We start from the raw sequence: 14,113 nt of genomic DNA on the forward strand, positions 1-14,113 counted from the left end.
TAACGTAGTGACGTCTGACGATCAGAAAGATCGGAGAGATGCTCTATGACCTCGCTGGCACCGATCCGGTCCGATGTCGTACTGCGTCGGATGGAGGCATACGCGCCGGAGCGCTCGGTCACGGTGGAGGAGATCGCGACAGGGCTGGGGCTCAACCGCTACCAGACCCGGCTGTTTCGCCGAATCCGCGGGCTGGACCGATTGCGCATCGACCCCGACCTCGGGCTCTTCGACCTGGTCCGTCCGCCCGCCGAGGCCCTGCTGGCTAGCGTCGACGAACGCGACCGCATCCGCTACCTGATCTTCGCGCACACCGCGCAGGACCTCACCCCGACCAGTCTGATCGCGGCGGACGGGCTGCGTGAACGCCTCGGCCTCACCAACGCCGAGGCGTTCGCGGTGACCCAGCACGCCTGCGCCAGCGGCTTGCTCGCCGTCGAGGTCGCCGGCGAGCTGCTACGCGCCGACGGTGAGCCGGACGCGCTCGCGCTGGTGCTCACCGGCGAACAGCCGTTCACCAGGGCGATCCAGGTGCTCTGGAACACCTCGATCATCGGCGAGGCATCCTCCGCCTGCCTGATCGGCCTTGGCGGTGCGGGCACCCGGGTGCTGTCGTACGCCTCACGCACCGTGGGTGAGTTCTTCGACGGGTACCAACTCGCCGGGGAGGCACTGCACCGCTTCGGCAGCACCTACCACACCTACCTGGCAGAGGTGATCCGGGAGGCGCTGGACGCCGCCGCGCTGGAACTGGACGACATCACCATGGTCATCCCCCACAACGTCAACGTCTCCTCCTGGGTCACCATCTGCGCCACGCTCGGGTTGGATCGGGACCGTGTCTTCCTCGACAACGTCGGCGAATATTCGCACTGCTCCTGTTCGGACCCTTTCCTCAACCTCGCGACGCTCGCCGAACGTGGCGCACTGATCGAGGGAGGCCGCTACCTGGTGACCGCCGTCGGCCTGGGCGCCACCTACTCCGCCATGGTCGTCGAATGCGCAGGGAGTTGAGCATGTCCACCCGATACCTACGCACGCTGAAGCGGGCCCTGACCGGCTCGGCGGACACGCCGCTGGTGCTGTTGTGCAATTTCGAGGCCGAGGCGCAGTGGGCCCGAGGCCACGTGGGGCTGCCGGCGCCGCCGGCGGGTGCCACCCGTCCGCTGGTCGCCGCGATGGAGGAGTTGGGCGTGCTGCTCGCCGGGACGGGCGATGCGATCGTGCTCAGCCGTCCACTCGACCCCGACTACCGGGACTACCTGACGCAACAGGGCCTGGCGTTGCCAGACGTGCTGGTGCCCGAGAACAGCCGACCCGAGCGCTCCACCACCGCGAACGCGCTCGACTCGCCGGTCCTGCTCGATCGGCTGCGCCGGCTCGGTGCGGCCGGCGCCCGTGTCCTTCCCATGGGAACCACCGCGGACGAGGAAGAGCTGGCCCGCCGCTGCGGTCTCCGCCTCGCCACACCGGACTCCACAGTGGTAGAGCAGGTAAACAGCAAGATCTACGGTCGACGACTGGCCGAGGCAGCCGGCCTGCGGCCGGTGCCCGGAGCATGCTGCGAAACCCGGCAGGAACTGGCCGACGTGCTGGCCCAATACCGGCTCCGGTTGGAGTCGGGGGAGCCGCTGGTCGTCAAGGATGCCTACGGCGTCTCCGGCAAGGGACTGCTGGTGCTGGAGAACCCCGGGCGGGCGGCGCAGTTGTTGCGCATGGTGGACCGTCGGGCCGCCCGCACCGGCGACGACCGGATCCACGTGGTCGTCGAGGAGTGGTTGCCCAAGCGGTGCGACCTCAACTACCAGGTCACCATCGCGCGGGACGGGCGGGCCGGGCTCGACTTCGTCAAGCAGGCGCTCACCGCGCAGGGTGTACACCAGGGCCACCTGATGCCGGCCGAGTTGAGCGCCGATCAGTACCGGCAGATCGAGTACGCCGCCAGTGAGGTCGCGTCCCGGCTGCACGCCGATGGTTACCACGGCGTGGTGGGTGTGGACGCCATCGTTGGCGCCGACGAGACGGTCTACCCGGTGCTGGAGATCAACGCACGGCTGAACATGTCCACTTACCAGGGCGGGGTCACCGAGTTGTGCCAGCCACCCGGGGCGGTCGCGCTAGCCCGGCATTACCCTCTGCGGCTCGCCGCGTCCCTGGAGTTCGACGCCGTACGTCAGGCACTGACCACGGTGAGCGCCGCCCGGAACACTGAGCAGGTGCTGGTCACCTGCTTCGCCACCGCCAACGCCAACGCGCTGCTGCCCGTCGGCGCCGGCAGCCCGGCGGATCCGTTCGACGGCCGACTGTACGCCCTGCTGGTGGCCGCAGACCGCGACCGGCTCAGCCACCTCGACCGCGCGGTGCGGGCCGCCGTCGCCACCCTGTCCGTTCCGGAGGAGAGCCATGACTGAGCCGGCCATCGAAGGCCACACCGTCCAGGGCGTGCCCGTCGCCGAACTGGCCGACCGGTACGGCACCCCGCTGTACCTCTACGACGGTGAGGTCATCCGCGAGACGTACCGGCAGCTTCGCGGTCTGCTCGACACGTCGGTCGAGATCTACTACTCGCTCAAGGCCAACCCCAACATCAGCATCTGTTCGTTGCTGCATTCCCTGGGCGCTGGCGCCGAGGTCTCGTCCCTGGCCGAACTGGTGACGGCTCGCCGGGCCGGGGTGCCGGCGCGGGAAATCATCTTCCTCGGCCCAGGCAAGTCGGCGGCGGAGCTGGCCGCCTGTATCGAGCAGGGCATCGGCGCGATCGTGTGCGAATCGATCGAGGAGGTCCACGCCGTCGACGCGATGGCGGGTGCGCTGCCCCGCGCCGCAGGCGAGGCGGTACGGGTCATGCTGCGGGTCAACCCGGCGTTCGTCACCAAGGGATCGCGGCTGGCCATGGGGGGCAAACCGCGGCAGTTCGGCATCGATCAGGAACTGGTCGCCGAGGCCGGCCCGGCCCTGCGGGCGCTGCGCCACGTACGGGTGATCGGCCTGCATGCCTACATGGGCACGCGCATCCTCGACGCCGCTGACATCGCGCACAACACCCGCAGCGTACTCACCGCCGCGGCGGACCTCGCCACCGCGCTGGACCTGCGGCTGGACGTCGTCGACGTCGGCGGCGGCTTCGGCGTCCCCTACTTCGACAACGAGTCCCCCCTCGACATCGAGGCGGTGGCCGACGGCGTCAATTCCGCCGTGGCGCGGTTTCACGATGAGCACCCCCGCACCCGGATCATCACCGAGCTGGGCCGCTACCTGGTCGGCGGGGCGGGGACCTACGTGATCCGCGCGCGCTACGTGAAAGCGTCGCGAGGCGAGTGGTTCGTCGTCGCCGACGGCGGCACCAATCACCACATGGCGGCGGTCGGTATCGGCAGCTTCGTCAAACGGAACTTTCCCATCCGGTCGCTGAGCCGACCCACCGACCCGCCCGCGCGGGACTACACGGTCACCGGACCGCTCTGCACACCCAACGACGTCGTCGGCAAGAAGGTGCCGCTGCCCGAGGTCCGCCCGGGCGACCTGATCGGCGTCGAACGCTCCGGCGCGTACGGACCCAGCGCCTCGCCGGTGCACTTTCTCAGTCACGGCCATCCGTCGGAGGTGCTCGTGCTCGACGGCGTAGCGCACCTGGTCCGCCGGGCGGACACCGTGGAGGACCTGCTCCGGCCGCAGAATCTCGTCGTTCCCGCCGCGCCGGTCCCGGGCACTCCGGCGCTGCCGGACCGACCGTCGGCTGCTGCCGTGCCGACGGTGCCGGAGCCGCCGTCCATCCCGGTGTCCGCCGGACCGGCGGCCACCTGATCCCGTCCCGTAGCCGTCGATGTGACCGCCGCCGGCTCAAGCAGTCCACGCCGTGTCACCCGGTCTGCGGACCGGGTATCCCGAGAGGAAGAACCCATGGAACGTAACGAGATCGTCGAGAGCATCCAGGCCGCGCTGACCGAGGTGCTGATGCGTGACTCCGGCCCGCTGTCCGAAGGCACCCGGCTCTTCGAGGACATGCACCTCGACTCCACCGCCATCCTCGAACTACTCATGGCGCTGGAGGACAACATCGGCATCGAGGTGGACCCGGAAAACCTGAACATGGACGACTTCCGCACGGTGGGCACGCTGACCGACTTCCTGGAGCGTGCCCGCAAGGTGAGTTCCTGACCGCCACGCCCACCGCCCACCATGGAGACGTGGCGATGTCCCTGACCCTGCGCGGCGCGGCAGCCCTCGTACGTCCCGACGGCAACCCGTACGAACGTGACCAGGCGCTGTTGGCCTACCAACGGGATCTGCTCGCGCCGTACGGAATCGAGGTCGACGAGGACCTGATGAAACAGTCCCGCAACATCGGGTTCCGCGAGATGGCCGAGGAGTTGATGGAGCGCTGCCCCAGCCCGTTCGGAACTCCCGACCTGCTGATCCTGGCCTACGGCCTGCCCGACCGCTATCCCCTCAAGACCGTCACCACCCGGCTGAACGCTCTGTTCGGCGGGCGCAGCCGCAGTTTCGCGCTCTCCGAGCAGGGCCTACGGGCACCGTTCACCGCGTTGCGGGTCGCCGACGCATACGCCCGGTCCGGCAAGGCAGCCAGCCTGGCCCTGTTCGTCTGCGAGCAGACCACGCTGCCGTATCGGGATCCGCTGGTGCACGACACCCCCCTGTTGGACAGCGCCGTCTTGCTCTACTTCGACACCGACACCGACAACGACACCGGCGCGAGGTCCGCTTTCCGCTTCCGCACCGCCCGGGCGGCCGGTGTTGACGTACCGCTGAGTGACCTGCTGGCCGATCAACGTCCCGGCCTGCCGCCCGGGCTGGCGCTGCTGGTCGCCGGTCCGTGGCCGCCGGACGATCAGCTCGGCGGGGTCGGCCTGCCGGTGCACCGCTGCCAGCCCGGCGGCTACTCCACCAGCGTCTGGCTGGACCTGGCCCGTCACCACGACGAATGGGCCGACCGTTACGCCAGCCTGGTTCTGTGTGACACCGATCCGCGAACCGGCCGCAGCCAACTCGCCGTACTTACCAACACCTGTGCACCCGAGCTCAGGGAGGCTCGACTGTGAACCCCGCACCCCCGGCGTCACCGAACCCGGCGGGCACGCCGTACCCGCTTGTTCTGGACGCGCTGCACCGTCGAGCGGCAGCCGGCCGGCTGGTCGCGTCTCCTACCGGCCATGTTCTCGCCTCCACTGTGGCTCTGCCCGACGCGCCGCCCGGGCCGCTGACCCGTTTCGGCCTCGCCGTCGCCGAGGCCACTCCCGAGTCCGCCTTCGGTGAGGGGCCTGCCGCCGACCGCTTCGCGTCAGCCCTGCTGCCGGCGCACCGCGAGCTGCTGGACACCACCCTCAGCCACGCACTGCGTCACCTCGAAGGCCGTACCTCAGGGGACACCACGCTGCTGGCCAAGCAGCTCGTCGTCGGTCAACTGGCCGACATCGCGCTGCGGCTGGCCGAGGACGCGTTCGTTCCCGAGGTACGCCGGCACACCGACCGGTACGCCCGGTGGCGCTGTCACCTGCGCCTGGTCGATATCGGCCGGGACCTGCTGCGGTTGCTGGGCGCCAGCGGCTTCCTCGCCGACGGACCTGCCGGTGACCTGCACCTCGCCGAGGTGGTCGGCAACGTCTACCTGCACCCCGATACGGAGAACGCCGATGACTGAGCTTCGCGAGGCCGCACCGTCAGCGGGAACGGACCTACTCGACGAACGCACGCGAGAGCTGGCCGGCTACTGCGCGTCGATGATTGGTCGGCTGCGCACGATCGGGCAGCGGCTGGACCAGGATCCGGACGCCATCACCGAATTCCTCGACGAGCCGGAGGTGCGCTTTCCCGTTCAGGGGATGCTGCCGCCGCCGTACCGCTCGACGGGAGAGTTCCCGGCGCCGCTGGTGGAAGCGAGCAGCACCGTCCTCGGCCAGGTGGTCGCCACGGAGCAGGTGGCCTACGGCGATCCCAACGTGATCCTGGCCTCCCCCGGGCCGTCGCTGTCCGGCGGGGTCGTCCAGGCGCTGGCCGACGAGCAGCAGCGGCAGCGCTACTTCGGCCGGCTGGCTGCCGCTCCCACCCACACGTTCTTCGCCCTGACCGAGCCGGCCAAGGGCTCGGCTGCAGCGGAGCTGGAAACAACGCTGGCCCCGGCACCGAATGGCGGCTGGCTGCTCAACGGGGTGAAGTGCTACATCGGCAACGGCGCACGCGCCCAGATCGGTGTGGTGTTCTGCCGGCGAGCACCCGGGCCATGGGGAATCGAGGCCGTGCTGCTGGACACCAGCGCGCCAGGGTTCAGCGGCGAACTGCTGCCCACCGTCGGCCTGCGCGGCGCACGGATCAGCCGGTTGCGTTTCCAGGACGTCGTGGTGGCCCCGGAGGACCTGCTCGGCGCGCATCGGTCCCCCAGCCGACGAGGGCTCTACGGCGCTACGTACATCCTCTACCGGTTCCGCCCCGGCATCGCGGCGATGGCGATCGGCTGTGCCCAGGCCGCCTGCGACTATCTGCGCACGCACCGCTCGACGCTGGCGCGGTGGGACCGGCACCGACTCGACGGCATTCTGGACCGCGTCGCCGCGGTCCGGCATCGGACGTACGCGGTGGCCGCCGGCATCGACGCCGGCGTGGTCGACGTGGCCGGTATCGGCGCGGTCAAGGCGCGCGCGGCGCGGATCGCCGAGGACGCCACCCGGCTGGTGGCCGAGCTGTTGGGCCCCGCCTGCCTGATTGAGCATCCCTGGGTCGAGAAGACCTACCGCGACGTGCGGGCATTCGAGCTGATGGAGGGCACGACGAACCTACACGCCATGGCGGTCTTCCAGAGCCTGCTGCGGGGCCAGGCGGCTCCGCAGCCGGTGGCGCAGCGGGCGGTCGACGGTGCGGCTCGGCATTGATCTGGTCGCCGTAGACGAACTGGACCGGCTGCTGCGCCGGGGCTGGTTCGTCCGGTACGTCTTCGCTGCCGAGGAACTGGCCCAGGCGGAGACGCTCGGCGACAGCCGACGCCGGGAGTACCTGGCGGGACGGTTCGCCGCGAAGGAAGCGGTGCTCAAGGTCCTGGGCACCGGCCTGTTCGAGGGGGTCGCTCCCCGGGACATCGCGTTGCTGCGCCGCTCCGGCGGGGCGCCCCACGTCACGTTGCGGGGCAGCGCCGCCCAGGCAGCACGGTCGGCCTCGATCACCCACGTGACCGTCTCCGTCACCCACAAGCGGGACCTGGTCGCCGTGGTCGCTGCCGGATGGTGACTCGGCAACGCCCGCTGGGCGATCAAGGTGACCAGCAGCGGAATCCGGGGTGGGCGTTGCTGCCCCGTCCGCCCGGCCGGTCAACCGCAGTCGATCGCCACCGCCGGCCACTGGTGGGCCGGGAGCGGGAGACCGAGACGCTGGCGGCGGCCGTGACCGCTCTGCTCGACGGCGAAGGGCGGATCGTCGAAGTGGCGGGCGAGCCGGGAATCGGCAAGAGCAGGCTGCTCGACCAGGTCGCCGTGGTGGCGCGAGGACACCGGGTGCAGGTGCTCGCCGGCCGAGCTCCGGTGCCCGGTTCGGACGTGCCGATGGCGGCGATGGTGGATGCGCTGGACCCGTACCTGCCCCGGGTGTCACCGGCACGCCTGGCCGAACTCCGGTCCGATCACGCGCAGTTGCTCAACGCCATCTTCCCGTCGCTGCGCTTGGCTGGCGCCCGTTCGCTGGCCCCGGCCGGCGTACCAGTGGGCGCCCGCCAAGTACGCGCCGTGCGGCTGTTGCTGGAGACCCTGGCAGCCGAACGGCCGCTGCTGATCATGTTGGACGACCTGCACAACAGCGACCGGGCTACCGTCGACCTGCTCTGCCACCTACTCGACGCGCCCCCGCGTACACCGCTGCTTCTGGTCATGGCGCACCGCCGTCGCCAGTCGCCGGCCCGGCTGCGCCTGGCGTTGGACACCGCCAGGCAGGTGACCCGGATCGAGGTCGCGCCGCTCACCCGGGGCCACCTCGACGCGCTGACCGACGTGCCGCTCTCGGCCAACCAGCGTGCGATGCTGCATGAATTGTCGGAGGGCAACCCGCAGTACCTGTCGGCATTGTTGGCCGCGGTGCCACTACCTGGCACAGCGAGCGAACTGCCAGAACTGGGGGCACTCCCAGCCGAGGTGGATGCCGCGTTGGCCACCGAACTCGAACTGCTGTCCCGGCCGGCCGGCCTGGTGGCCTCGGCCGCCGCGGTGCTCGGGCCCGAGCCGGTCGACACCGGTCTGCTGACCGAGGTGGCCGGGATCGCCACCGAACAGGTACCTGCGGCCATCGACGAACTCGTCGCCGCCGACCTGCTGCGCCCGGTAACCGGCAGCGGGTGTTTCGCCTTCCGGCACCGCGTGGTCCAGCACGCGGCGTACCTCACCGCCGACGCCGGCTGGCGCCTGGCCGCGCACGCCCGCGCGTTGGCGGAATTGCGGCGTCGCCGGAGTCATCCCGAAGTTCAGGCACCACACCTGCTGCGGCTGGCAGTGCCCGGTGACGTCGTAGCCGTCGAGGTGCTCAGCGAGGCGGCCGCTGCGGTGGTCGACCGGGCCCCTCACACGGCCGTCCGGTGGCTCGGCACCGCCATCCGGCTACTCCCGGGCACCGCAGAGCCCGCCGGACAGCGGGTAGCGCTCGCCGTGCAGCTCGGTCGGGCGCTGGGCGCGGTCGGCCATCCGAGGGCCGCGCGAGCCGTACTGCACGACGCCCTGCGGCTGCTCGACGAGCACCCGTCCACGCACCGCACGTCGGCGACCCTGCTCTGCGCCCAGCTCGAACGTCAGCTCGGCCGCCACGGGGAGGCCGCGGCGTTGCTGCGCACCGGTTTGACGCCACCCGCCGATGCCCGGCCGGCGGACCATGCGGCCCTGGCACTCGCGCTCAGCGCGGTGGAACTGACCAGCGGCCGGGCCGGGCAGGCGCGTCGGTGGGCGGCAGCCGCGCTGGGCGCCGCCCGCCGCGCCCCCGGTGTGCCGGGTGCGGTACAAGCGCACGCGTTGGGTCTGCTCGCGGCCGCGAACCATCTGCGGGGCAACCGTGCCGCCGGAGGCGAGACCATCCGAGCGGCAGCGCTGCTCGACGCCACCTTGGACGCGGAACTCGGCGCGGAGCCGGAGAGCGCCCTGTGGGTGGGCTGGAGCGAGATCCTGCTGGACCGCTTCGACGAGGCCGCACACCACCTCAGTCGTGCCATCGATGTCTCGCCCGGAGCCGCGAGCTACTTTCCCCTGTCGCACCTGTTGTGTACCCGGACCCTGGCCCACCGGTACGCCGGGCGGTTGACGGAGGCAGCCGACGACTGCGCCGAGGCGCTCCGGCTGGCGTCCGGCACGCAGTTCCGCGAACTGCACGTTGCGGCCGAGGCGATGAGCCGACTGCTGGCCGTCTGGACCGGAACCGAACAGGTCGGGCCGGCTGCGGAACCCGACGCCCTCGACGTGCCCGTCTCCGGTTGGCCGGGGAGGCTGGCGCTGAGCGCGTACGCCGAGACCCGGCTCGCGCTGGGGGACGCCGCCAGTTGCCTGGCCGTGGCCGCGACCGCCGGACTGCCGGACCTCGAACCCTGGGCACAGGTCGGCTGGTACGAGATGTTGACCAGGGCCTCGCTGGTCGAGGGCGACCCGGACGCGGCGGACGAGTGGGCGCAGCGCGCGTACGAGGTGGCCGAGCGACTCGGACGGCCGGGCCGCAGAGCGTTGGCTGCCTCCGCAGGCGCTCGGGTCCTGGCGCTACGGGATCCCACCGCCGCAGCGGTGGCGGCCTGGGCTGCCGCGGATGTGCTCACCCGGGTCGGAATGCCGCTGGAGGCCGCGCACGCCCACACAGTAGCCGCGAGAGCGCTGGTGGCCGACGGCGACCGAGATCGGGCCGGTGCGACGCTGCGGCTTGCCGAGGAGCTCTTCGACCGTTGCGGAGCGGGGTTGTTCGCCCGCCAGGTACACACCGAACGACGGCGGCTGGCCGGTGCCTCGGGCGGCGCCCGGCGGGCCCGCCGCCAAGGCGGGTCCTCGGCCCTGACCCGGCGGGAGACCCAGGTGGCGACGTTGGTCAGCGAAGGGCTGACCAACCGGCAGGTGGCGGCCCGGCTGTTCGTCACCCAGAAGACGGTGGAGATGCATCTGTCCCACGTGTTCACCAAGCTGGGCGTCACCAACCGGGCCGCCCTGGTGCGCTGCTTCCACCTCAACGGGCTGGCCCCGGCGCAGTCCTTCTGACCTCGTCGACGCCACGGCGGCCAACGTGCGGCTTTGCCCAATCCGACGCCCATACCTACCTATTCGGGCAAGTCGAGATCGTAGGCGGCGAGCATGGCCCGGCCTGGCCCTGGCAGCCGGTGTCTTCGAGGTCCCTGACCAGGTTCCGGACTACCTGGGTCGCCCAGGCTGAGGTCACGCTGTGAGCCGCCTTTGATCTCGGTAGGCGGCCTGCGGATTTCTCGAATTAGCATCAGGCTAACTGTGGGCTATGGTCTATTGATGGACGTTGTCAGTACTGCCGACGTCTCGCCGGGCGACCGGTTCGCCTTCTGGCGCGAGGTCAGCGCGAAACTCTGGGTGCCGTACGACCTGGCCCGGGAACGGCAGTCCGAGGCCGGGTTCGAGGCACGGGTCGTCATCTGCGAGTTCGGCCCGGTACAGGCGACCTTGATGACGACAAGGCCGCACTCGGTGCGCCGCACGCCCCGGCTGATCCGGCAGGCAGACCCGGAAGTGTTCAAAGTGAGCTGCATGGTCAGTGGCAGCGGCATGTTGACGCAGGACGGTAGACGCGCGGAGTTCGGCACCGGGGATCTGGTGCTCTACGACACCTCGCGGCCGTACCTGGCCGAACTCCGGCCGGACGATTCGACGAGCCGGATGCTACTCCTGCGTTTTCCACGGGCCCTGTTGCCGTTTCCTCCCCAGGAGGTGCGTGAGCTGAGTGCTGTGTGCATTACCGGCACCAGCGGCATCGGCGCATTGTCGTCGCGTTTCCTGCTGCAGCTTGCCGACCAGATGGACGAACTGACCCCGGCCGAGACCGCGCGTCTGGCCACCCTGACGCTCGATGTGCTGATCACGGCATTGGCCGATGCGCTGGACACCCAGAAGCTCGTCCCCGAAGACACGCGCCGGCAGGCACTGACCGCCCGCATCCACGCCTTCATCCGCGACAATCTCGCTGACCCGGACCTGACTCCGAACGTGATCGCCGCAGCGCACCACATTTCCGTTCGCTACCTCCACAAGCTGTTCCAGCAGGAGGAGCACACTGTCGCCGGCTGGAGCCGCGAACAGCGCCTCGCAGGATGCCGACGCGACCTCGCCGAGCCCCGGCTCGCCCCCTACACGATCAACGCGATCGCCCGGCGGTGGGGATTCACCAGCAGCGCGCATTTCAGCCAGGCGTTCCGCGCCCGTTACCGCCAGTCGCCCACTGAGTTCCGCAATCAGCTCCCGACCGTACACGGAGACTAAACACCTGTGCGTCCAGGCACAACGACAGTCGTCGCCGCGGCAGGCAGTCTCGTCTCAGGAATGTCACCTCGTTCGAAGCGACAGCACTGAGAAAGGGAAGATCGTGCGCTCGTGGGCAAAGAGACTCTACCGGGCCACCGCGGTGGCTCTGGTACTCGTCATGATGCCGATCATGTCCGGACCGGCGCAGGCCGCCGACGTGGCCTACAACCAGAAGACCCAGCACCTGACTGCCATGCCCTACAGCGGGATGCCGATCGCGCTGGTGAGCCGCGAGATCAAGCTCGACGACGGCAGCTACGGCTGGTGGACCTTCCCCACATCGGCACCATGCCAGACCTACACCGGCCGCATCCTGCCCGGCACGTACACCTGGACGGATCAACTGTGGCCCGGGGTTCCCAGCGCCGGAACCTACCGGCACCACAGCTACCTCACCGAGAAGAACAACGGATGGTCATACCACATCCAGTGTGACTTCCAACTGTCCAGCACGGGTTCGTACACCTGGGGCAGCGGGCTCGATCCCCACTTCTGATCCCGCACCCACCGGCACGGCTTCAGTACATGTTCGGCCACATCGTCAAGGGAGATCCAGATGAGACTCGCAAGAATCACGATCGCCGCTGTCATGGTGGGCGGTGCCGCCGTGCTGGCGGTCGCCGCTCCGGCCCAAGCGTCCTGCCCGCAGGGGATCGCCAGCTTTGAGCCGCAGGTCAACGGCACGTTCGCCGGGACCGGCATCAACATCCGCACCGGACCCGGCACCGACTGCACCTCACTCGGCCACGGCCAGCCCGGTCAGACCGCGACGTTCCGCTGCTGGCGGACCGGGCACGATGGTGCCCGCTGGACCTACCTGCACAACCGCGCGACCGGCGTGTCGGGCTGGTCCCGAAACGACCTGCTCTCCGGCGGAGGTGCCACGGTCTCCTGCGGCATCTGATCCGCAGGACTCTGGTGTAGCTGCCGGCGGTGACCAGGATCGGTCCCACGGCGGTCGTCGACCGTCGACCTGGCGAGAATTCTGGCAGACAGCAGTGGGCCGGATCCCTGTCGAGATCCGGCCCGCCGCTTGTCCGTAGTCAACTGGTCCGGCGTGCGGCGACCAGGTCAGCAGCCCGACTGCTCCCACTTGCCCGACGACGGGCCGGCCTCAGGTCCGGCGCGGTCCGGTCCGGTACCGTTGTGCCACCGAGCTGGATGGGCGCGATTGCGGCACCCCACGGTCACGTCACGGTGCAGGACGCGCCGTTGAGGCTGAAGGATGTCGGCTTGGCCGTGTTGCCGGTGTGCGTGGCCTGGAAGCCGATGCTGACTGACGCGTTGGGTGCGATGGTGCCGTTGTAGGAGACGTTTCTGGCCGTCACCTGCCCGGAGCTGGGCGAGTAGCTGGCGTTCCACCCGTTGGTGATGTTCTGCCCGCCGGGCAGGGTGAAGGTCAGCGACCAGCCGTTGATCGTGGCCGTACCGGTGTTGGTGACGGTGATGTCCTCGGTGAGGCCGGTGTTCCATGCGTTGACGTTCGCGGTGACCCGGCAGGCTCCGCTGCCCGGCGGCGCAGTGGTCGGACCAGGGGTCGTCGGACCGGGAGTGGTCGGACCAGGGGTCGTCGGACCAGGGGTCGTCGGGCCAGGGGTGGCGCCTTGGAACTGGGCGAAGAACTGCCACGTCGCCTGCGGGAGCCAGGACCCTGGGGTGGGGGTGTGGCCGCCGTCGAACGCGTGCCAGACGACCGGGTGGTCCGCCGTACAGCCGGTGTAGGTGGTGGTGATGTACCTGCCGCTGCCCGGTGACGGTTCCGGAGCGTTCTGCGGGGTGCAACCGTTGTTCCTGACGAACCTGTCCCGCATGGAACGCCCGCCGGCGATACTCAGAACGTTGTCACTGATGCCGTGGGCGTGCAGGTAGCCGATCGGGTCGTTACCGCCGCTGCATCCGCTGATGACGCCACCGGCGTAGACCGCCACGGCACGGAAGACGTTCGCCCGGGCGCACGCGAGCGCGTAGCTCATGCCCCCGCCGTAGCTGAAGCCCAACGAGAAGCGCTGCGAGGTGTCGACGCAGAGATCATTCTCGATCAACTGGATCATGTCGTCGGTGAAGGTCACGTCCCGGCCGCCGGAGTTGGCCCAGCCGGCGTTGAGGCCGTGGGGGGCAACGAAGATGGCACTGTTGTTCGAAAGCGGCAGCAGTCCGTAGTAGTTGCCGTTGACGACGTCTCCGGCGGAGCCGTTGAGCCAGTGGAAGCCAAAGATCAGCCGGTACTGGCGGTTCCTGTCGTACCCGTCGGGTAGCCGCAGGGTGAAGGTCCGCGTCTGGCCGCCGCTCTGAATGTTCCGCGTGCCGCTGGTCAGCGTCGGATTCTTACCGCAACCAGCACTCGCGGCGAACGCGCCGACATCGGTGGCCGAGGCGGTGGCGCCGAGGCCGCCGCCGACCATCACTGCACTCAACGCGAGGGCGATGGCCGCCACCGTCGCGACAGATCCGGCAACGGATCTCCGTTTGGACATGATCACTCCGATCCGTCGTTCGACGTGGCCGGCGAGCCCGCCACAGCCGTGAAACACAAGACACCAAGAGACTAAATAGTCAGAGACAAATAGTCAAGATCATCAATATACTTCCCAAAGAACCGCTGCACGACGACGTCTCAG

13 protein-coding genes are annotated in these 14,113 nt (G+C 69.6%); 12 read left to right on the top strand and 1 reads right to left on the bottom strand.

What is annotated here, in order from left to right; genetic code table 11:
* The first annotated feature begins 45 nt into the window (after positions 1 to 45).
* The 12 genes from ACN27J_RS19105 (at position 46) to ACN27J_RS19160 (ending at position 12,399) form a co-directional block, all read left to right on the top strand.
* A complete protein-coding gene (locus ACN27J_RS19105; protein WP_421368105.1) occupies positions 46 to 1,014 on the top strand; it encodes a 3-oxoacyl-[acyl-carrier-protein] synthase III C-terminal domain-containing protein in 969 nt (322 codons plus the stop codon).
* A 2-nt stretch (positions 1,015 to 1,016) separates the two neighbouring features.
* Positions 1,017 to 2,411 carry an ATP-grasp domain-containing protein gene (locus tag ACN27J_RS19110; protein ID WP_421368108.1) on the top strand — a complete coding sequence of 465 codons (1,395 nt, stop codon included), beginning with the start codon at positions 1,017 to 1,019 and terminating at the stop codon, positions 2,409 to 2,411.
* Entirely contained in the window at positions 2,404 to 3,804 is a 1,401-nt protein-coding gene (locus ACN27J_RS19115) for an alanine racemase (RefSeq protein ID WP_421368110.1), read from the top strand. Before ACN27J_RS19110 ends, ACN27J_RS19115 begins: the two co-directional genes overlap by 8 nt.
* A gap of 96 nt (positions 3,805 to 3,900) precedes the next feature.
* The gene (locus ACN27J_RS19120; protein ID WP_278172265.1) at positions 3,901 to 4,158 is read left to right on the top strand and encodes an acyl carrier protein; all 258 of its coding nucleotides are present in this window, start codon (positions 3,901 to 3,903) and stop codon (positions 4,156 to 4,158) included.
* A 29-nt stretch (positions 4,159 to 4,187) separates the two neighbouring features.
* Positions 4,188 to 5,060, top strand: coding sequence for a hypothetical protein (locus tag ACN27J_RS19125; protein WP_421368112.1), 873 nt, complete (start codon positions 4,188 to 4,190; stop codon positions 5,058 to 5,060).
* Positions 5,057 to 5,659, top strand: coding sequence for a hypothetical protein (locus ACN27J_RS19130; RefSeq protein WP_421368116.1), 603 nt, complete (start codon positions 5,057 to 5,059; stop codon positions 5,657 to 5,659). Before ACN27J_RS19125 ends, ACN27J_RS19130 begins: the two co-directional genes overlap by 4 nt.
* A complete protein-coding gene (locus ACN27J_RS19135) occupies positions 5,652 to 6,884 on the top strand; it encodes an acyl-CoA dehydrogenase family protein (RefSeq protein WP_421368119.1) in 1,233 nt (410 codons plus the stop codon). The genes ACN27J_RS19130 and ACN27J_RS19135 overlap by 8 nt, the downstream gene beginning before the upstream one ends.
* Positions 6,868 to 7,236 carry a holo-ACP synthase gene (locus ACN27J_RS19140; RefSeq protein ID WP_421368122.1) on the top strand — a complete coding sequence of 123 codons (369 nt, stop codon included), beginning with the start codon at positions 6,868 to 6,870 and terminating at the stop codon, positions 7,234 to 7,236. The genes ACN27J_RS19135 and ACN27J_RS19140 overlap by 17 nt, the downstream gene beginning before the upstream one ends.
* Positions 7,230 to 10,211, top strand: coding sequence for a helix-turn-helix transcriptional regulator (locus ACN27J_RS19145; protein ID WP_421368125.1), 2,982 nt, complete (start codon positions 7,230 to 7,232; stop codon positions 10,209 to 10,211). Before ACN27J_RS19140 ends, ACN27J_RS19145 begins: the two co-directional genes overlap by 7 nt.
* Positions 10,212 to 10,472: 261 nt before the next feature.
* A complete protein-coding gene (locus tag ACN27J_RS19150; protein ID WP_421368128.1) occupies positions 10,473 to 11,453 on the top strand; it encodes a helix-turn-helix domain-containing protein in 981 nt (326 codons plus the stop codon).
* Between the two features lie 172 nt (positions 11,454 to 11,625).
* The gene (locus ACN27J_RS19155) at positions 11,626 to 11,991 is read left to right on the top strand and encodes a hypothetical protein (protein ID WP_278172276.1); all 366 of its coding nucleotides are present in this window, start codon (positions 11,626 to 11,628) and stop codon (positions 11,989 to 11,991) included.
* 60 nt (positions 11,992 to 12,051) lie between these two features.
* Positions 12,052 to 12,399 carry a hypothetical protein gene (locus ACN27J_RS19160; protein WP_278172278.1) on the top strand — a complete coding sequence of 116 codons (348 nt, stop codon included), beginning with the start codon at positions 12,052 to 12,054 and terminating at the stop codon, positions 12,397 to 12,399.
* 283 nt (positions 12,400 to 12,682) lie between these two features.
* Here ACN27J_RS19160 and ACN27J_RS19165 read toward each other — a convergent pair whose 3' ends face one another.
* The gene (locus ACN27J_RS19165; protein WP_278172279.1) at positions 12,683 to 13,969 is read right to left on the bottom strand and encodes a cellulose binding domain-containing protein; all 1,287 of its coding nucleotides are present in this window, start codon (positions 13,967 to 13,969) and stop codon (positions 12,683 to 12,685) included.
* Positions 13,970 to 14,113: the final 144 nt, after the last annotated feature.

It is taken from the genome of Solwaraspora sp. WMMB762 (genome assembly GCF_049179115.1).
GTDB lineage: Bacteria > Actinomycetota > Actinomycetes > Mycobacteriales > Micromonosporaceae > Micromonospora_E.